The 19,091-nt window shown below is 45.3% G+C and carries 14 protein-coding genes; 13 read left to right on the top strand and 1 reads right to left on the bottom strand.

Annotated elements, in window-relative coordinates:
• Positions 1 to 105 precede the first annotated feature (105 nt).
• Positions 106 to 294: a hypothetical protein gene (locus FGI41_RS05485; RefSeq protein ID WP_139488925.1), complete on the bottom strand. Its 189-nt coding sequence runs from the start codon at positions 292 to 294 to the stop codon at positions 106 to 108.
• A gap of 280 nt (positions 295 to 574) precedes the next feature.
• Here FGI41_RS05485 and FGI41_RS05480 point away from each other — a divergent pair, with 280 nt between their 5' ends.
• The 13 genes from FGI41_RS05480 (at position 575) to yfmF (ending at position 19,090) form a co-directional block, all read left to right on the top strand.
• Positions 575 to 4,660 (top strand): SIR2 family protein, encoded by a 4,086-nt coding sequence (locus FGI41_RS05480; protein ID WP_139488924.1) that lies wholly within the window; start codon positions 575 to 577, stop codon positions 4,658 to 4,660.
• A 112-nt stretch (positions 4,661 to 4,772) separates the two neighbouring features.
• A complete protein-coding gene (locus FGI41_RS05475; RefSeq protein ID WP_139488923.1) occupies positions 4,773 to 6,449 on the top strand; it encodes a ribonuclease J in 1,677 nt (558 codons plus the stop codon).
• A gap of 518 nt (positions 6,450 to 6,967) precedes the next feature.
• Positions 6,968 to 7,813, top strand: a complete 846-nt coding sequence (locus FGI41_RS05470; protein ID WP_139488922.1) for a ClpP family protease — start codon at positions 6,968 to 6,970, stop codon at positions 7,811 to 7,813.
• On the top strand, positions 7,810 to 8,037 hold the full coding sequence (locus tag FGI41_RS05465) for a YlzJ-like family protein (RefSeq protein ID WP_139488921.1): 228 nt from the start codon (positions 7,810 to 7,812) through the stop codon (positions 8,035 to 8,037). The genes FGI41_RS05470 and FGI41_RS05465 overlap by 4 nt, the downstream gene beginning before the upstream one ends.
• Positions 8,038 to 8,155: 118 nt before the next feature.
• Entirely contained in the window at positions 8,156 to 10,561 is a 2,406-nt protein-coding gene (locus tag FGI41_RS05460; protein WP_139488920.1) for an FtsK/SpoIIIE family DNA translocase, read from the top strand.
• A gap of 201 nt (positions 10,562 to 10,762) precedes the next feature.
• Positions 10,763 to 11,818 carry a BMP family lipoprotein gene (locus FGI41_RS05455; protein WP_139488919.1) on the top strand — a complete coding sequence of 352 codons (1,056 nt, stop codon included), beginning with the start codon at positions 10,763 to 10,765 and terminating at the stop codon, positions 11,816 to 11,818.
• A gap of 137 nt (positions 11,819 to 11,955) precedes the next feature.
• A complete protein-coding gene (locus FGI41_RS05450; RefSeq protein ID WP_139489064.1) occupies positions 11,956 to 13,470 on the top strand; it encodes an ABC transporter ATP-binding protein in 1,515 nt (504 codons plus the stop codon).
• Complete coding sequence (locus FGI41_RS05445) at positions 13,463 to 14,536, top strand: ABC transporter permease (RefSeq protein WP_139488918.1); 1,074 nt, start codon at positions 13,463 to 13,465, stop codon at positions 14,534 to 14,536. Before FGI41_RS05450 ends, FGI41_RS05445 begins: the two co-directional genes overlap by 8 nt.
• 3 nt (positions 14,537 to 14,539) lie before the next feature.
• A complete protein-coding gene (locus FGI41_RS05440) occupies positions 14,540 to 15,493 on the top strand; it encodes an ABC transporter permease (protein ID WP_139488917.1) in 954 nt (317 codons plus the stop codon).
• A gap of 127 nt (positions 15,494 to 15,620) precedes the next feature.
• Positions 15,621 to 16,817 (top strand): stalk domain-containing protein, encoded by a 1,197-nt coding sequence (locus FGI41_RS05435; RefSeq protein ID WP_139488916.1) that lies wholly within the window; start codon positions 15,621 to 15,623, stop codon positions 16,815 to 16,817.
• A gap of 48 nt (positions 16,818 to 16,865) precedes the next feature.
• A complete protein-coding gene (locus FGI41_RS24775) occupies positions 16,866 to 17,021 on the top strand; it encodes a hypothetical protein (protein WP_176560130.1) in 156 nt (51 codons plus the stop codon).
• 165 nt (positions 17,022 to 17,186) lie between these two features.
• Positions 17,187 to 17,381, top strand: coding sequence for a hypothetical protein (locus FGI41_RS05430; RefSeq protein ID WP_139488915.1), 195 nt, complete (start codon positions 17,187 to 17,189; stop codon positions 17,379 to 17,381).
• Between the two features lie 413 nt (positions 17,382 to 17,794).
• Positions 17,795 to 19,090 (top strand): EF-P 5-aminopentanol modification-associated protein YfmF, encoded by a 1,296-nt coding sequence (gene yfmF, locus FGI41_RS05425; RefSeq protein ID WP_139488914.1) that lies wholly within the window; start codon positions 17,795 to 17,797, stop codon positions 19,088 to 19,090.
• Position 19,091 lies beyond the last annotated feature (1 nt).

Below are 19,091 nucleotides of genomic sequence, written 5' to 3'. Positions count from 1 at the left end.
TACATTTCCTTTGCGTTCGCAAACTATCGCAGAGATGCCTGACCAGGCACTACGGAGCGTACATACAGCGCTTTGTTGTTCCTTACCTTACCCGATACCGATCAGTTAAGACTGACGGTATATCTCGCGGTAGTACACGTCTTTGGAGCCGTCTGCTTTCGACTCACCGCGCCACATGCTATACAGCACACCGTCTTCACGGATGAACGGCTCTGGTTTTAATCCAGATGGAACATTCACCTTTTTCATGCTGGCCTTAGCGGCTTCAAACACTTTGTCTTCGAATTGAGACATGTACAATCCCCTCCTGATTGGTTTTCGGTTTGGTTGCGTAGTACTTTACAGAGTATGTAGGGGAGGGGTGAGGGGATTGGACGGATGGAGGAGGGGAAGAGTGGAACTATCTATATTTATTTAGTACTTCAAGTTCGCAATGCAACTCCATGGTATGTAATTATGGTTTTTAACTGAATATGAGAATACACTTTTTATCGAATAACAACAAACGCTCTACCATTTTCTTCTAGGATAACAGTATAATAGTCATAATCAGTAGTTACTATGAGGTGATCTTGTGAGTAAAAATGAAAAGACCGATTTAGCAAAATGTATTGAATTAGACGTTGCGATTAACCAAATTTATCAAGCTTGTATTGATACTGGAAGTGGTGAAAAATCCCCCTTTTTTTTTCTGGTTGGGGCTGGCATATCAGTTCCATCTACGCCATTGGCAAAAGATATTATCAATCATTGTAAAGAAAAAGCAAGGCATTTGGGGCGGGTTGATAAGACTAAAGAACCAGATGATAAGTCTACAGAGGATTCATATTCAGATTGGTTTGAGTTAGCTTATCCGAATAGATACCAAAGACAAAAATACTTAAAAGATCTAATAATAGGAAAGCCTATTTCTACTGCTAATTTTAAGCTGGCACATTTGTTATCTGAAAAAGTTGTAACAAATTTAGTTATCACACCCAACTTTGATGATTTTTTATCAAGAGCCCTTAATGAATTTGGAATTAGTCATGTTGTATCGGATCACCCTCATACGGTTGAAAAAATTAATACAGAAAGTGAAGACATACAAATAGTCCATGTTCATGGAACATATTGGTTTTATGATTGCTGTAATTTAAAGGGAGAGATTGTTCAGCGTGCAGAGAAAAAATTACAGAGTAATAAAACTATGTCCTTTTTTGTTGAATCACTTCTCTACAGGAGGTCTCCAATAGTCGTCGGCTATAGTGGTTGGGAAAACGATGTAATTATGAGTTCATTAAAACGGAGATTAGAGAGTTCGTTGCCATATAATGTGTATTGGATGTGTTATAAACAATCTGACATTAATCAATTACCAGGATGGCTAATCGAACATCCGGATGTGTATTTTGTTATACCTGCGTTAAAATCGCAATTGCCAAATATGATAATGCAAAAAGATGTTTTAAAAGATAGTAAGTACAATGTTTTAGAAGCCGAGTTGCAAAAACAAAGTGATAAGGTAAAAAATAAAGAGGATAAAGAAATCGTTCTGGACGCGCGTACAGTGTTTGAGGCTTTAATAAAAAAGTTTAATATTTCGTCTCCTGAAATCACTAGAGACCCTATTAACTTCTTTGTTAAAAAACTAATTAAAGCTTTTGATATTAAAGATAGTAATGAACCAGAGGAGACTAAATACTTTTTGAAACAAGCTATACTCCGACTAGAAAAAGCAAAGGAAAGTAAAGATTATAATACCAATCCTTTAATTGAAGAGCTAAGGGAGATGGTTAGGCAGTCAAAATATAAAAATGCCATTAATGAAGCGAAGGGCATCTATCATATTTCTTTACCAATTCAAGATCAAAAAGAATTAATTGAGGTATTATTAGCAGCTTGTGAAGAATTAAAAGAAGATTATGCAGGGTACGATCTAGTTATAGATATAATAAACGGATTAAGATTGCATTTGCATGAAGCAAATGATGTTACTCTATATGAGTTTTTAGCAGCGGCTTTAATCGGTAAAGGAAGAATACTTGTGTATAAGAAGGTTTATGATGAAGGGATTATGCTTTTTGATGAAGTAATTAACCAGTTTTCAAGTAGTAATATTATTACTATAAAAGTGCTTGTTGTCGAAGCGTTACTAAATAAAGCTTTGACACTGGATAAAAATTTAAAACATACTGAAGAAATGTTAGTGTACGAAGTAATGATAAATAATTACAATAAGGAAGAAGAACGTGCTATTGTAAAGAATGTTGCTAAAGCATATTACAATAAAGCGATGACTTTATTCGATTTTCAAAAGACAGATGAATCTCTTGAAGTATTAGATAAGATGATCCAAACATACATTGAAGTAGATCAGATAGAAGTGAAAAGACAAGTAGCTAAAGCTATGTTATTTAAAGGTTCAATATTAAATGGGAATCATCTTCCTGAACAAGCTATTTTAATTTATGAAACATTAATAGACAGATATCAAAATGAACAAGACACTAAGCTAGAGGAAACAGTAGCGAATGCATTGCGAAATAAAGGGTTATCTTTGCATATACTATCTAGACATTCGGAAGCAATAGAGATTTATGAGAACATATTTAATAAGTTTGGAGACTCTAAGGTACCTTCTCTTCAGGAGCAAGCTGCTAAAGCTTTGGTATATAAAGCAACAACTATGGGGGAGCAAGGTTTTCATGATGAGGCACTGCAATCTTTGGATGAAGTAATTAATGGATATCAAGAGATTACAGCAGTAAGTGAATTAGCGTTAATTGAAAAAGGGAATGGTTTAAATCGGGCAAAAAGATATGAAGAAGCTATTAATTATTACGATGAATTGTTGGGAAAGCATGAATATACTGATAGTTCTAACGTTCTTTTTGATATTAGTTTATTGTATGGAAAATCAATTGCATTACAAGGACTAGAACAGTTTGGAGATGCATTACAAGTCTACGAAAGAATTGAAGTAATATTACCTAAGATGTCAAAGTACACATTTAGAGAATTAATCAACGATATCAACTTGCATAAAGCGACTCTATTGGAAATAACGGGATATAAAAAAGAAGCAGTTGAAGCTTACGAGCTGTTTATTTTAGAAAATCAACATTATGAAGACCAAACCACTGTTCAAGCAGTTTGTAATGCATATAATTCTAAAGGTTTGGTACATATAAGTTTAGGAAATCACGAAGTTGCGCTCGAAACATTTAATTCATTTATATTATACTGTAAAACGAATTTCACTTCGTATACAGAAGAGATGATGCTAAGAGCCATGGTAAATAAAGCTTTATTATTGTTTAATGAAATGGCGCATTATCAAAGTTCAATTGATGTTTATATGGAGATAAGTAATAATTATTCAAATACCGAACAAGAACATTTAAAAAAATATGTTACAGCAGCTATGCATAATCAAGCAATAGTTCTATCAGCTGACGGTCGAAATGAAGAGATGTTTGAAGTTATTGATAATTTAGTGGACAAATTCAACAAGGAAAACGATGTAGGAATTAGGGAAATCGTTGCCAGTTCATTAATTAAAAAAGCTCAAGTACATTTTGAGAATGATCAGATGCAAGGAGCTGTTGAAACGTTAAGTTTCTTGGACATGTTGTATAAAGATAGCATAGAACCTACAATTAAGATAATTGTAGCTCAAGGATTGATGAATAAAGGAATTGCACATCATAAGTTAGGTGAAAATACAAATGCTTTAGAAACATACGAAGACTTATTAAATCGACTTATAAATGAAAATAGTGAAGATTTTGTGCAATGTAAAGCGGAGGCACTGTTAACTAAAGGATTAATATTGGAGGAAATTGGAGAAAAAGATGCTGCATTAGCCATATTTGAGAAGATAACAATTGAATTTGGAAATCATTTTAGTTCTGATATAAAAATTGTTAATATTAAAGCTTCCTTTCATAAAGCCAGTTTATTATTAGAAATGGGATGTCAAACAGAGGGGATAAATGAATATAGAAACCTAATAACTAATAATAAAGATGAAGAAGATAGTAATATTAAGAAAATAGTTGCATCTTCTCTTATCGAATTAGCTTCCCATTTGTCTAATAGATCTTATTATCAAGAGGCCATAACTCTGTATGAGGAAATAGTGAGTTTATGTGAAAAAGATGCTTCTTTAACATATTTTGTATCTCAGGCTTATAATGCAATCGCATATAATTTTGTAAACATTGGAAATAAGAAATTGGCTAAGAGTCCCCTATTAAAAAGTTTTAAATTAGGTCATTCTGGTGCTGGAATTAACCTTTGTTACTTAAAAAGAAGAAATGAGATCGTGGACGAATCCGATATTCCAGAATATGATATACTTCTTCGTCAAGGATTAGAGGAAGGAGACCCATTTGCGATTGTAAATAAAGCCCTGCTGATTATCAGTCAAAATAATGATTGGAAAGAGGCAAATGAGTTAATTAAACGGATTAAGTTATCTGAAGATAAGGAAATTGTTTTGAATTGGTGGTTGAAATTAGTTAGAGAAGATGATCCAGAGGGACATTTAATTATAGGTTTATTTGACAAACACAGTATTATTTCTGATCCTGATGGTATTGGTTTCAGAAAAAGATTTGAATTTGCAGGCAAGGAAACCTTTAACATTCCAGTTTGGATGTTAAAAGAGAATTAGGCTTTTTCCACATCTTACTTGTATTCCTCCTACCCCATAGAGTATAATAAATCCAAGTGATTTGGGGCGGTTGTTTAAGTGTAACGACAACTAAATATAGGAGGTTTATTCATTGTCCAAGTCAAATCATCGTGTTCTCATTTTCGCACTGGGCGGAGTTGGCGAGATTGGGAAGAACATGTACGTGGTACAAAGCGACGATGACATCGTCGTAATCGACGCAGGTTTGAAGTTCCCTGAGGAGGAGATGCTTGGCATCGATATGGTGATTCCGGATATCACCTACCTTGAGGAAAACCGCGACAAGGTACGAGGCATCATTATTACGCATGGACATGAAGACCATATCGGTGGACTCAGCTATGTTTTGCGTCACCTGAATGTTCCTGTCTACGCTACCAAACTTACTCTCGGTTTGATTGATGCAAAATTGAAGGAAGCGGGCATACTAAACACAACGACGCGACACCTCATCAACGCAGACTCCGAAATCAAGCTGGGTTGCATGAAAGCGACGTTCTTCCGGGTCAACCACAGTATCCCTGATTCTGTCGGGGTATGCTTGGACACTCCAGAAGGGTATGTTGTCCACACCGGTGACTTTAAGTTTGACCAGACACCTGTGAACAATGAGCCTGCCGATATCGCCAAAATGGCTGAGATCGGTGAGCGTGGCGTACTCGCGCTTCTTTCGGATTCCACCAATGCTGAGCGTCCGGGCTTTACTGGCTCCGAACGTTCTGTTGGCACAGCGATTCGTGATGTATTCAACAAGGCGGAAGGACGTATCATCGTCTCCACCTTCGCTTCCAACGTACACCGTATCCAGACTGTACTAGAAGCAGCCATGGAGTACGACCGTAAAGTGGCCCTGGTCGGACGCAGCATGGTCAACGTGATTAATATCAGTATTGATTTGGGTTACCTCACAGTGCCTGAAGGTCTCATTGTTGATATCGATGAAATTAATAAATTACCGGCTGATAAAGCCTGCATCTTATCTACAGGAAGTCAAGGGGAGCCAATGTCAGCGCTTACCCGTATTGCCCGATCCGCCCATCGGAAAATTGAAATGATGCCTGGAGATACAGTGATTATCGCAGCTACACCAATTCCTGGTAACGAAAAATATGTGGCGCGTACGATTGACGCCCTTGCCCGAGCAGGCGCAGATGTCTATTATGGCGGTCATGGTCCGAGTGGAACTGTTCACGTATCCGGTCACGGCAGCCAAGAAGAGCTTCGCCTCATGCTCAACCTGATCAGACCGAAGTACTTCATCCCGATTCACGGGGAGTACCGTATGCTTCGTATGCATGGCATTCTGGCTGAGCAGGTAGGGGTAGCACCGGAAAACATCTTCCTCTTAGACAACGGGGATACCGTCGAGATCCAGGGTGGCAGAGCACGCTACGGTCCGAAAGTGCCAGCAGGCAATGTCCTCATCGATGGTCTGGGTGTTGGTGACGTAGGTAACATCGTATTGCGCGACCGCAAATTGCTTTCCCAAGATGGAATTCTGGTAGTTGTGGTTACGCTTAGCAAACAAAACGGTACGATCCTCTCTGGTCCAGATATCATCTCCCGTGGCTTCGTCTATGTACGCGAATCCGAGGAGCTCCTGGATGAAGCGAATCGTATTGTCTCCCAAACACTGCAAAAATGTATGGATGAAAACGTCAACGAGTGGTCATCCCTCAAAAATAACGTCAAAGATACACTGGGCCGTTTCCTCTACGAGCAGACGCGCCGCCGTCCGATGATCTTGCCGATTATCATGGAAGTGTAGTTTGATTTGTTTGTACAAAGAGCCAAAAACCTTGTTATTCAAGGTTTTTGGCTCTTCTTTACTTATATGGAGTTGGTGTTGCTGGATTTAACGCAGCACTTTTAGCATCACTAAAACACTTTGCAATTACTCCTCCATCATGGTTAGGGAGCTTTATTACAGCTACAGCAGGTTACAGTATGTGGTCATTTATCAATCAAGACAAAGGCTGTGGTGTTTATCTTGATTGTATCATGTATGTACCTACAAAATGGTATTCTGCATGTTAATTGAATGAGGGAGAGATGGTGGTTTGAAAATTTGGACCAAGATAGAGCCGTTTATATGGCTTGGTGTTGCTATGGTTTTTCTGATTTTGTGGTTTGTAACGAAATAAAGTATACAATTCTATTTTGAAAGATAAGGCATCGTTCATCATGATCGATGTCTTTTTGGTATACCGAAATCTCTACCAACCGTGCATGAATCTCCCTTGGGCGAACAATACTAAGCGGGAGTCCAAACAGGAGGTACTACATATGCCGCTAAACGAATTTTTAAATAAGCCACCATTCAACACAACAAATAACCAAGATCGCAATCAGGAGCAGCCTCCACAGCAGCCGCCGATGTCTCCAGAGCCGCAGGCACCATCTGTGGCGCCACAGGCCGCTCCGGCAACCGAACCTGGTGCTTCTGATGACCCGAAAAAGCGCATTATGGATACCATTACCCAGTTCGGCCAGACCAATGTGCCGTCGATGGAAAACAACATCTACTGCATGTCGATCATCGGTCAGGTGGAGGGGCATATCCAGCTGCCGCCGCAGAACAAGACGACCAAGTACGAGCACCTCATCCCGCAGCTCGTAGCAGCCGAACAGAATGACAAGATTGAAGGCGTCCTGGTCATTCTCAATACCGTGGGCGGTGACGTAGAAGCAGGTCTTGCCATCGCGGAGATGATCGCCTCGCTCTCCAAGCCGGTTGTCACCCTCGTGCTCGGCGGCGGTCACAGTATCGGTGTGCCGATTGCAGTGTCTGGCAGCTATTCCTTCATTGCAGAGACGGCGACGATGACGATTCACCCGATCCGTCTGACTGGTCTTGTCATCGGTGTCCCGCAGACCTTCGAGTACCTCGACAAAATGCAAGACCGCGTGGTTCAGTTCGTTGCCCGCAACTCCAAGATTACCGAGGAGCAGTTCCGTGACCTGATGACCCGTACCGGCGAGTTGACCCGTGATATCGGGACCAATGTCATCGGGCATGATGCGGTGAAGTACGGTCTCATTGATGAAGTAGGCGGACTTGGACCTGCTCTGAAAAAATTGAATCAGCTGATGGAACAGGCACGTACCAAAAAAGAGGGTGTGCTGCAATGATCATCTACTCTGCGATGCCGATGGAGCTGATCTTTGCCAACATGGAGCAGGTAGAAAAGCAAGAGATTCAAGAGATTCAGCAGGGTGGAATGACCATGCTGGTTGAGCCGACAGGGGCATATGAGGGTAGAATTGTGCGGCTGATCAGCCCGAACCCGCAGGATTATCTCAATCCCAGCTATGCGCCAGGGCAAAAGATTTTTTTCCGTCCGAGCATGTCGTAGTAGGTATAGGTTCTGTATTTCTTCTATTTTCCTGTGGTATAATAAGGATATGTGCGAACATGCAGCCGAGACTTCATCGGCTGCCTTTTCATTCTTATCCACAGGAGGCGGTAAGCCCATGGGCAGAAAAGACAGAAAAGCGAGCTCACAAGCAGCATGGGCGCAGACGATAAAGCTTGAACTGGCCGGGCTGATCGTGATTGCCATCAGCTTGATCGGACTGTTGGAAAGCGGCTGGCTGGGCAAGGAAGTCCTTACGTTTTTATTTCGGTTTATTGCCGGTTCCTGGGACTTTATGATTCCGCTCTTATTGATCATTTTATCGCTTGTGATGATGTTTACCCGTCAAGTGCCGCGTCTGACACCGCAAGTGATCGGCTGTCTCTTGTTTTTTGTGGCTGTGCTGATCTGGGATCATCTCTTGATGTACAAGCTGATTACGGCGGACGGCAGGTTCGCTGACCAGTCGATTATCCGGGTGACTTGGGACAGAATCTTGGCCGGCCAAAGTCAAAAGGTTTTGCCAACCAGTCTTGGCGGCGGGATGGTAGGCGCCATTTGTTTTGCTTTTACCAATATGCTGGTAGGAACAATCGGTACCGGGCTGATTATCGTACTGTTAATGCTGATTGGACTCATGTTTCTATTTAATTTTTCGTATGTTGACGTATTTTTGTTTATCCGAAATAAGATAGGTAATAGCTATACGCGTGTCAAATCTTCGGTGAAGGAATCCATTGTCTTACTCCATGAAGAGGGGGAGAGGCGCCGTCAAGAACAGGAAGCACAGCAGGAGGAGCAGGCGATGCAGCAGGCACAGGTCAAGCCTGCTGTGGTAGCACCGGTCATCGTGGACCATCAGCGTCCGGTGTTTACCGATGACGAGGAGGATGAGGTGGTACCTCCGCCGGTCATCCGTGACTTTACCGAGCGGATTCATCGGGAAGAGGACGAGTTGCCGTTTTCTCCGATTCCGCAAGAGGCTTCGCCGCAGATTACCGTTCAGGTGGCACAGCGTAAGACCGCCACTGCAGGAGAGGAAGGGGACGTCTCTGTCAATCTGAGCCTTGGGGAAGATGAGGAAGAAGTCATCGATACCTATGTCATCCCAGACATCAAGATGCTGGCCCGTCCCAAAGCCAGTCCATCAGGCAAGGACGTTGACCATACGTCTAACGCGATTAAGCTGGTCAATACCTTAAAAAGCTTCGGTGTAAGTGCAACGGTCTCTGAGGTACACCGTGGTCCGGCCGTGACCCGCTATGAAGTGCAGCCTGCTGTCGGGGTCAAGGTAAGCCGGATTGTCAGTCTGACCGATGACCTGGCACTGGCCCTCGCTGCCAAGGACATCCGGATCGAAGCACCGATCCCAGGCAAATCCGCGATCGGGATTGAGGTACCCAACACAGAGGTAGCCGTAGTATCGCTGCGCGAGGTACTAGAGACCAGCAAATATGCAGACGCCAGCTCCAAGCTGACTGTCGGCTTAGGCCGTGACATCTCCGGTGAGCCGATTGTGGCAGACTTGGCCAAGATGCCGCACTTGCTGGTAGCCGGTGCGACAGGGAGCGGGAAATCCGTCTGTGTCAACGGTCTGATTATGAGTATCCTGTTTAACGCGAAGCCGAATGAAGTCAAGCTGATGATGATTGACCCGAAAATGGTAGAATTGAACGTCTACAACGGCATTCCACATCTGCTGGCTCCTGTCGTGACAGACCCGCGCCGTGCTTCTGTTGCGCTCAAAAAGGTAGTTGTAGAGATGGAACGCCGCTACACGCTGTTCTCCAAGACGGGCAGCCGCAACATCGAGATGTACAACCAGATGATCCGCGACCAAAACGAGCAAGGAGCAAAAGGCACGCCGCTCCCTTATATCGTCGTCATCGTCGACGAACTGGCCGACTTGATGATGGTCGCACCAGGCGAGGTAGAGGATGCGATCTGCCGTCTCGCACAGATGGCCCGTGCGGCAGGAATTCACTTGATCATCGCTACCCAGCGCCCGTCTGTTGATGTAATCACAGGGGTGATCAAGGCCAATATTCCGTCCCGGATTGCATTCGGGGTATCTGCGATGGCTGACTCCCGTACAATTTTGGATATGGCAGGGGCCGAGAAGCTGTTAGGACGCGGTGACATGCTGTTTTTACCGATGGGTGCTTCCAAGCCTGTGCGTGTTCAAGGTGCGTTTGTATCCGATAAAGAAGTCGAGGAAGTCGTCAACTTCGTCAAGGAACAGCAGGAAGCCAAGTACAACGAAGAGATGATCCCAGAAGAAGTCGGAGGAGACAACGGACCTGTGATCGACGACGATATGTACGACCAGGCTGTCCAGTGTGTGGCAGAGGCTCAGACCGCATCAGCATCGCTTTTACAGCGCCGTCTGCGTGTCGGATATACCCGCGCCGCCAGGTTGATAGATATGATGGAATCACAGGGCGTAGTAGGGCCGTATGAAGGCAGCAAACCGCGTGAGGTGCGGATTCCACGGCCGACACCGGAGAATTCGATCCCTGGCTAATTTCAACCATACTACCTAAAATACAGTGTAATAAAAATCAGCAAAAAATATTTGCTTGCATATATCTACTTTCATAGGGTAAAATTTCTACGGACTAGCGGAAATTCGTGGTCGTTCGACAAAAAAGATGACTATACATCCTATTAGTATAACGACCAATTATTTCTAGCTTGAAATATTAATACTGGGGGTATAAGAAAAATGAAAAAGGTCTTTTCCGTTCTTTCTGTTGCAACCCTGAGCCTTTCCCTTGCTCTCGCTGGTTGTGGTAAAGCAGAACAACCAAACCAAGCCGGTGGAAATGCAGAACAAGGTCAAGCAGGCGGCGAACAAAAGAAAATCCGTGTTGGTATGGTTACTGACGTTGGCGGTGTTAACGACAACTCCTTCAACCAATCCGCATGGGAAGGTCTGACCAAGCTCAAAAACGATACAGGTCACGAAGTTCAATACATCCAGTCCGCTGGTGATGCTGACTACGTACCTAACCTCAACCAATTTGTTAAAGACAAATGGGATCTCACTTGGGGTATTGGCTTCATCATGGGCGACCACTTGAAACAAGTAGCTGAGCAAAACCCTGACGCGAAATTGGCGATCATCGACGCAGAAGTACAAGCACCAAACGTTGAAAGCGTACTCTTCAAAGAGCAAGAAGGCGCGTTCCTCGTAGGTGTAGTAGCTGCGGAAATGACCAAAACCGGTAAAGTAGGTTTCGTCGGCGGTATGGATATCCCAGTTATCTCCCGTTTCGAAGCAGGTTTCATCGCAGGTGTAAAAGCTGCGAAGCCAGAAGTGCAAGTAGTACCAATCTACACAGGTGCATTTGACAAGCCTGACCTTGGTAAATCTACTGCATCCACTCTCTACGGCCAAGGCGCTGACATCGTGTTCCACGCCGCTGGTGCTACCGGTGACGGTGTGTTCAACGAAGCAAAAGACCGTAAAGCTAAAGGCGAAAACGTATGGGTAATCGGTGTTGACAAAGACCAATCCCTTACTTTTGGTAAAGAAATCACCCTTACTTCTATGATGAAACGTGTTGACGAAGCGGTATACCGTGTATCCAAAGACTATGCTGAAGGTAAATTCGAAGGCGGTAAAATCGTACGTCTTGGTCTTGCTGAAAACGGTGTAGGTCTCCCTGAAACTTCTAAAGACACAGTTCCTGCTGAAGTTCTGAAAAAAGTTGATGAGTTCAAAGAAAAAATCATCAAAGGCGAAATCACTGTACCAGAAGCACCAGAAAAGAAGTAAGCCGCAGCACATTGTCAGACGAGAAGAGACAAGGCTAGTTTGCGAACTAGCCTTGTTTTTTCCTCAAAACCTATGTAGTTTACTAACCCACACAAATCGGGGTGAATCACTTGACTCAGGAAAATATCGTAGTAGAAATGCGCGGGATCACGAAGCGGTTCCCAGGGATTATCGCAAACGACAACATTCAGTTGAAAGTAAAAAAGGGTGAAATCCATGCCCTGCTGGGTGAAAACGGTGCAGGTAAATCAACGCTGATGAACGTTTTGTTCGGTCTCTATCAGCCGGAAGAAGGGGACATCCTCATCAACGGCCAAAAAGTCAATATCACCAGCCCTAACGTAGCCAACGAACTTGGCATCGGGATGGTGCATCAACACTTCATGCTTGTTGAACCGTTTACAGTCACTGAAAACATTGTACTTGGTAAAGAACCCAAAAAAGGCATGAGTATTGACATTGCCAAAGCAGCAAAAGATGTTGAGAATCTTTCGAAACAGTATGGCTTGATGGTAGACCCCCACGCGAAGATTGAGGACATCTCTGTCGGGATGCAGCAGCGTGTAGAAATCCTCAAAACCCTTTATCGTGGTGCAGAAATTATCATTTTCGACGAACCGACCGCAGTATTGACGCCTCAAGAGATTCACGAACTTATTGAGATCATGCATAATCTCGTGAAAGAAGGCAAAACCATCATCTTGATTACCCACAAACTGAAAGAGATCATGGCGGTTTGTGATAGCGTTACCATCATTCGACGCGGAAAAACCATCGATACATTATCGGTTGCAAATACAAATCCTGACGAACTGGCGGCCAAAATGGTCGGACGTGAAGTCAATTTCCACGTTGAGAAAACAGAAGCCAAGCCAAAAGAAGTCATTCTCTCTGTACAAAATGTGACCGCAATGGGCAACCGTGGCGTCAATGCACTCAAAGGCATCAGCCTGGATGTACGTGCAGGTGAGATTCTCGGGATCGCCGGCGTAGACGGTAACGGTCAAAGTGAATTGATCGAGGTACTTACCGGTCTGCGTAAGTCACAAGGCGGTACGATCAAGCTTCGCGATAAAGATATCACGAACAAATTACCACGTGAAATCTCTGAGTCTGGTCTTTCTAACATTCCAGAAGACCGTCATAAGCGCGGTCTGGTACTCGATTTTACCATGAGTGAGAACATGGTGTTGGAGACCTACTTCCATAAAGAATTCAACAAAGGCGGCTTCCTGGATTACAACGCGATCGAGAGCCATGCAGCCAAGCTGATTCAAGAGTTTGACGTTCGTACACCAAGCATTCACACACCGGCACGCGCACTCTCTGGTGGTAACCAGCAGAAAGCGATCATTGCCCGTGAGGTTCACAAGGATCCTGAACTGTTGATTGCAGCACAGCCGACTCGTGGTCTTGACGTAGGGGCGATTGAGTTCATCCACAAACGTCTGGTGGAACAACGTGATAAAGGAAAAGCGGTTCTGCTCGTATCCTTCGAGCTTGATGAGATCCTCAATGTCTCCGACCGCATCGCTGTTATTTATGAGGGCCAGATCGTAGGTATCGTTGATCCGAAACAGACCAACGAGCAAGAGCTGGGTCTGATGATGGCGGGTAGTAAACGTACACAAGGAGGGACAAGCGTTGAATAAGGTGATTGGCATTTTTACGAAGGACTCGTTTCTAGTCCCGCTTGTAGCCATTCTCCTTGGACTGATTTGTGGAGCGATTGCTATGCTCGCCGGCGGGTTCGACCCGATCTTGGCGTACCAATCGCTTCTCGAAAAAGTATTTGGTGATGTCTACAACTTCGGTGAAACAATTAGACAGATTACACCGTTGATTTTTACAGGTTTGTCTGTTGCGTTCGCTTTCCGTACCGGTCTGTTTAACATCGGGGCAGAAGGTCAGTTAGTTATCGGTATGATCGCATCCGTCTACGCAGGCGTGGTGTTCGATCTGCCTCCTGGAATCCACGCGGTTGTCGCTCTTTTGATCGGCGGTATCGCAGGTGGTCTGTGGGGTGCATTCGTTGGTTGGCTCAAAGCAACCCGTGGCGTTCACGAAGTTATTACGTCCATTATGATGAACTGGATTGCTCTGTATTTTGCCAACTGGGTTCTGCAAACCTTCCTCGTTCCAGAAGGACAACAACGCTCTGAAAACATCAAGGACTCTGCCGTGCTGACCATTGGCTGGCTCTCCCAAATGTTTGACAGTGCGCGTCTCCACTGGGGTACTGCGATTGCTCTCTTGGGAGCGGTTGCGTTCTTCGTCATCCTGTGGAAAACCAAAACCGGTTTTGAGCTTCGTGCAGTAGGTCTTAACCCGCATGCATCTGAGTATGCAGGGATGAACGTTAACCGAAACGTTGTAAAAGCGATGTTCATCGGTGGTTTGTTCGCAGGTCTTGGCGGTGCGTGTGAAGTACTCGGTGTCTTCCATTACCAAGCTGTTATGGCTGCACTTCCGGGGTATGGCTTCGACGGGATCGCGGTGGCGCTGATCGGTGGTAATACTCCGTTTGGTGTCGTACTCGGTGCGATACTGTTCGGTATCCTGACATTTGGTGCAACCGGTATGAAATTCGGTGCTGGGGTACCAGTTGAATTGATCCGTGTCGTAATCGCTTCTGTTATCTTCTTCGTTGCTGCACACGGTATCGTTCGTCTTTTCCTCAAACCTGTGCTTAACCGCAAGAAAAAGGAGGCGGTCTAGTCCATGGACTGGGGAATGATTATCAGTAACTTGATTCATGACACAATCGTGTTCTCGACAGCGCTCATTTTTGCGGCACTGGGTGGGGTTTTCTCTGAGCGTTCCGGCGTGGTTAACATCGCGCTGGAGGGGATGATGGTTATCGGTGCTTTCGCGGGAGCGGTCGTTACCTACTTCATGCAACCATCTGAGCTGGCTCCTTGGTTTGGTCTCTTGGCAGCGGTCATCGCGGGTGCGATTTTCTCTCTTCCACACGCGGTTGCATCGATCACCTTCAAATCCGACCAAACCGTAAGTGGTGTGGCGCTGAACTTCCTCGCTGTAGGTCTGGCTGTTTATCTGACCAAAATCATCTTTAACGGTGCAGGTCAGACGGAAACGCTTAAAGTGGTATTCTCCAAATGGGAAATTCCTGTTCTCTCTGATATTCCAGTTCTGGGTCACGCTATCTTTGAAGCGTATCCAACCAGTTATATCGCGTTTATCCTCGTCTTCGTTGCTTGGTATGTGATCTACAAAACTCCATTCGGTCTGCGCATTCGTGCCGTAGGTGAACACCCGCGTGCAGCAGATACCGTGGGGATCAACGTTAACCGTACCCGTTACATCGCCGTGATTCTCTCCGGTGCTCTGGCGGCTATGGGTGGTGCAACCATTGCGTTGACCACAACCTCCAACTTCTCGCACAATACCGTATCCGGCCAAGGCTTTATCGCAATCGCTGCGATGATCTTCGGTAAATGGCATCCGGTAGGGGCAATGGGCGCGGCGCTCTTCTTCGGGGTTGCACAAGCGGTCAAGTCCCTGGTGCAGGTGTTTGGTCTTACCAAGTATGTACCGATTGAATTTATTTACATGCTTCCATATATCCTGACCATTTTCGTTCTTGCCGGTTTTGTGGGCCGCTCCAGCGCTCCAGCAGCTTCCGGTAAGCCATACGATACAGGTTCCCGTTAATCGGGCTGGACCGTTCCTTTCGTACAGAGAGGAGCGGTCTTTTTTTACCAGTTATTTTCTATAGATTTACGTTTCATAAGTATGTGATAATATCCAGTAGAAAACACACCAACAAGGAGGGATACAAATGGCAGGAGGCAAGGGAAACAAGCCCTACCATTTCGTTTCAAAATTGTTCGGGGTGCTGGTAACGTCAACACTTTTGGGAATGGCATCTGGCGAGGTTGCATCTGCTGCAACTGTGGCACCAGGGCCAGTCATCTCGTTCATGATAGATAGAAAAGGAATCGCAACCGATACACAGCCTGTGATCCGTAACAGCCGTATGCTCGTCCCCATCCGGGCGATTTCGGAGAACACAGGGGACCAGATCGCCTACGACAGTGAGACCGATCAGGTCACGATCGAAACCAAGGATCAAGAGATCATTCTGACCATCAATGATAAAACAGCGAAGGTAAACGGCGAGTCCGTAACGCTTGAAGCAGCGCCGATCCTTCTTTACAACCGCACTTATCTGCCGATTCGATTTGTGTCGGAGACTCTCGGTTATCAGGTCGAGTGGGACAACATATCCCGAGTGGCGAGTATCTATACCCGTACAAAAACAGACAAACATCTGGTTGCGGCGGGGGAGACGCTTTCGCTGATCAGCAAGCAATATGGTGTGCCAGTCGAATTGATCAAACAGGAAAACGGGCTTACCGATGATATGATTATGGTTGGCAGCAACCTCGTCATCCCCGTATTAGGCGGTGCGTCAGAATCGTCTGAGAGCAAAATTCAGTCGACCCAATCTCCTACAGCCAGCGCGGAGGTGGCGAAGTACGGTGCCACCCTTGCTCCGAAGCTAAAATCGCAAAAAAGCTATTTCCCCATTGCGGCCGATAGCTGGTACGAGCCGTTCTACAACACCTATGGCGACGGTCGCTCCTACAACGGTAACAGTACAGCAGCCCGTCAACATGAAGGTATCGATATCGTTGCCAAAAAAGGAACCCCGGTCTATGCCGCTGCTTCCGGTCGAATCAATCGAATCGGCTGGAATCAATTCGGCGGATGGCGTATCAACATAACCGATCATACAGGTAACTATAAATTTTACTACGCCCATCTTGATGCCTACGCCCCTGCTCTGCGTACCGGCACCTATGTCAAAGCAGGTCAGTTGATCGGCTTCGTCGGTGACAGCGGTTATGGTGTCAAAGGGACAGAAGGAAAATTTGTATCACATCTGCATTTTGGTCTTTACTACGCGAAAAATGACAGACCTGTCAATCCATACAACTATTTGAAGTACATCGAATCAAATAAGGTTGTCTAAACAGGGTACACTAACGGTAGCGTCACACAAGGTAAGGGGGACGATACCATGTGGAAATGCCCGTACTGCGGTCACGACCGCGGTCATGTGTTTTCAGACAATCAATTGAACGGTGTACTCTGTCTGAATCAAGAGTGCGGACGGTTCGATGAGACTCATGAAATCGAAAATACGGCATCAGATTTTGACTCATCTGATCTGTGATAGGGGAGCTGCCACCATGGCGGCTCTTTTTCTTTTTGTGTCATGGTAGTTGCTCCGGCAGGAGCATGAGATGCATCTGTTTTCCAGTCGCCTTTCCCTCACTGTCGTTCAGCCGGTCTCCTTACAAACAGATGCATCTCATGCTCTGGTGGGGAGCAAGGTACAGTGACAATAAAAAGAGAAAAGAAAAAAGAGAAAAGAAAAATGAGAAAAGAAAAGGTTCCTGAAACTGTGATATTAGGAATATCGCCACAGGTAAATACAAGATGCCCTGCCCTCATGCTTTTATGTATCAGCTTTGTATTTTTTATATTTTTACTGTTTTCCCTTTCTCTTTTATTCCCCACCATAGCTGTTTGAGAGGGTTCGGCTTTCCGCAGCCGAGCCTCTTTTGAAAACACACCCAGCGAAGAGGAAAACAAGGGCGACATTTGCTTCCTGATTCAGCTCAGGGGCAAACTCACCGCTTGAATTCACTTCCCCGAAATTTTTTGACCTGTCCAAGCCCTTGTTTTCCTCGCAGCGGACAGTCATACCCCTCCGGGTTTTCAAAGAAGGCGAGGAAGTGGAAAGCCGAACCCTCTCAAGCACCACACCACACCTAACCATGCACACCCCTGCATATGATGGCTAATAATACCCACATGAAAAATAGTGTAAGTGTGCTTTGTTTTTGCTGAAACTGCTGTTTTATGGTTAAAATAAAGAAAGGATATTCACAGGACTTTCCTGAAACGAGCTTTCCACTACATTTTGATGAAGGGATTGATGGTATGGCGGCTTTGGTGAAAGAAATTGCCTTTGAAACGTCTCACGTCAATGGGATGAATTTACATATTTTGCAGACTAATAAGTTTAAAACCACGACCATCGTGGTGTTGATCGAACAGGAGCTGTCGTTGCAGTATGCGACGAAGACCGCGTTGCTGTCTCTGATGTTGAAGCGCGCCACTGCACGTTTCCCTGAATCAAAAAAGCTTCGTGAACACCTCGACTTCCTCTATGGTGCTGTTTTTGATGCCGATGTAGCCAAAAAAGGGGAGCGTCAGCTGCTCCAGATCTTCATGGAAGTGCCGAATGAAAAGTACCTCTCAGAATCCTCCTCGGTCGAAGAGCAGGCATTTCAATTCGTCGGGGATGTGATGGCCCGTCCGTATCTGGAGAATGGGGTCTTTGCTGAGAAGTTCCTGACCACTGAAAAAGAATCCCTCCGTCAACGCATCGAAAGCGTCATGAATGATAAAATGCGCTACGCCAACCAACGGGTCACCGAAGAGATGTTTAAAGGGGAGCCGTACGCGATCTCTGTCAACGGAAAAGTGGAAGATCTGGCGGGCATTACCGCACAGTCACTGACCGATTATTACAAAGAGCTGATCTCCGAGAACCCAATCGACATTTTTGTCGTCGGGGACGTTGACCGCACCCGGATTGAGAACTATGTCAAAACTCATATCACACCAGAGCGCAAAGCCGTGAAGAAGCTTCCCGTGGCCAATGAAAGCAAACAGGTGCAGGAAATCCGTGAAGTGGTGGAACGCATCGACGTCAACCAAGCGAAGCTCAACATCGGGGCACGCACCAATACCACTTACAAAGATGACGACTACCCAGCGATGATCGTGATGAACGGAATTCTCGGCGGCTTCCCGCACTCCAAGCTGTTTATCAATGTGCGTGAAAAAGCAAGCCTTGCTTACTATGCCGTCTCCCGTCTGGAAAGCCACAAAGGTGTCCTGATGATGATGTCCGGAATCGACGCCAACAACTACGACAAGGCCGTCACCATTATCAAGGAACAGGTAGAGGATATGCGCCAAGGCAATATCAGCGAGACCGAGATGAATCAGACCAAGGCGACGCTCAACAACCAGTTCAAAGAAATCCTCGACTCCAGCCGTCTGATGATCGACTTCACCTACAACGGTCTTCTAACCGGCAAAAAACGCGAACTCGAAGAGCTGATCAACCAGCTCAACCAAGTGACCGTAGACGATGTCAAGCGTGTGGCCGCTAAAGTACAGCTCGATACCATCTACCTGCTGCGAGATAACAAGGGAGGAGCCTAAC

The sequence above is a fragment of the Brevibacillus dissolubilis genome (assembly GCF_006170445.1).
Lineage (GTDB): Bacteria > Bacillota > Bacilli > Brevibacillales > Brevibacillaceae > Brevibacillus_B > Brevibacillus_B dissolubilis.
Note: the sequence above shows the minus strand (reverse complement) of the source record. Positions and strands in the feature narration are given on the sequence as shown.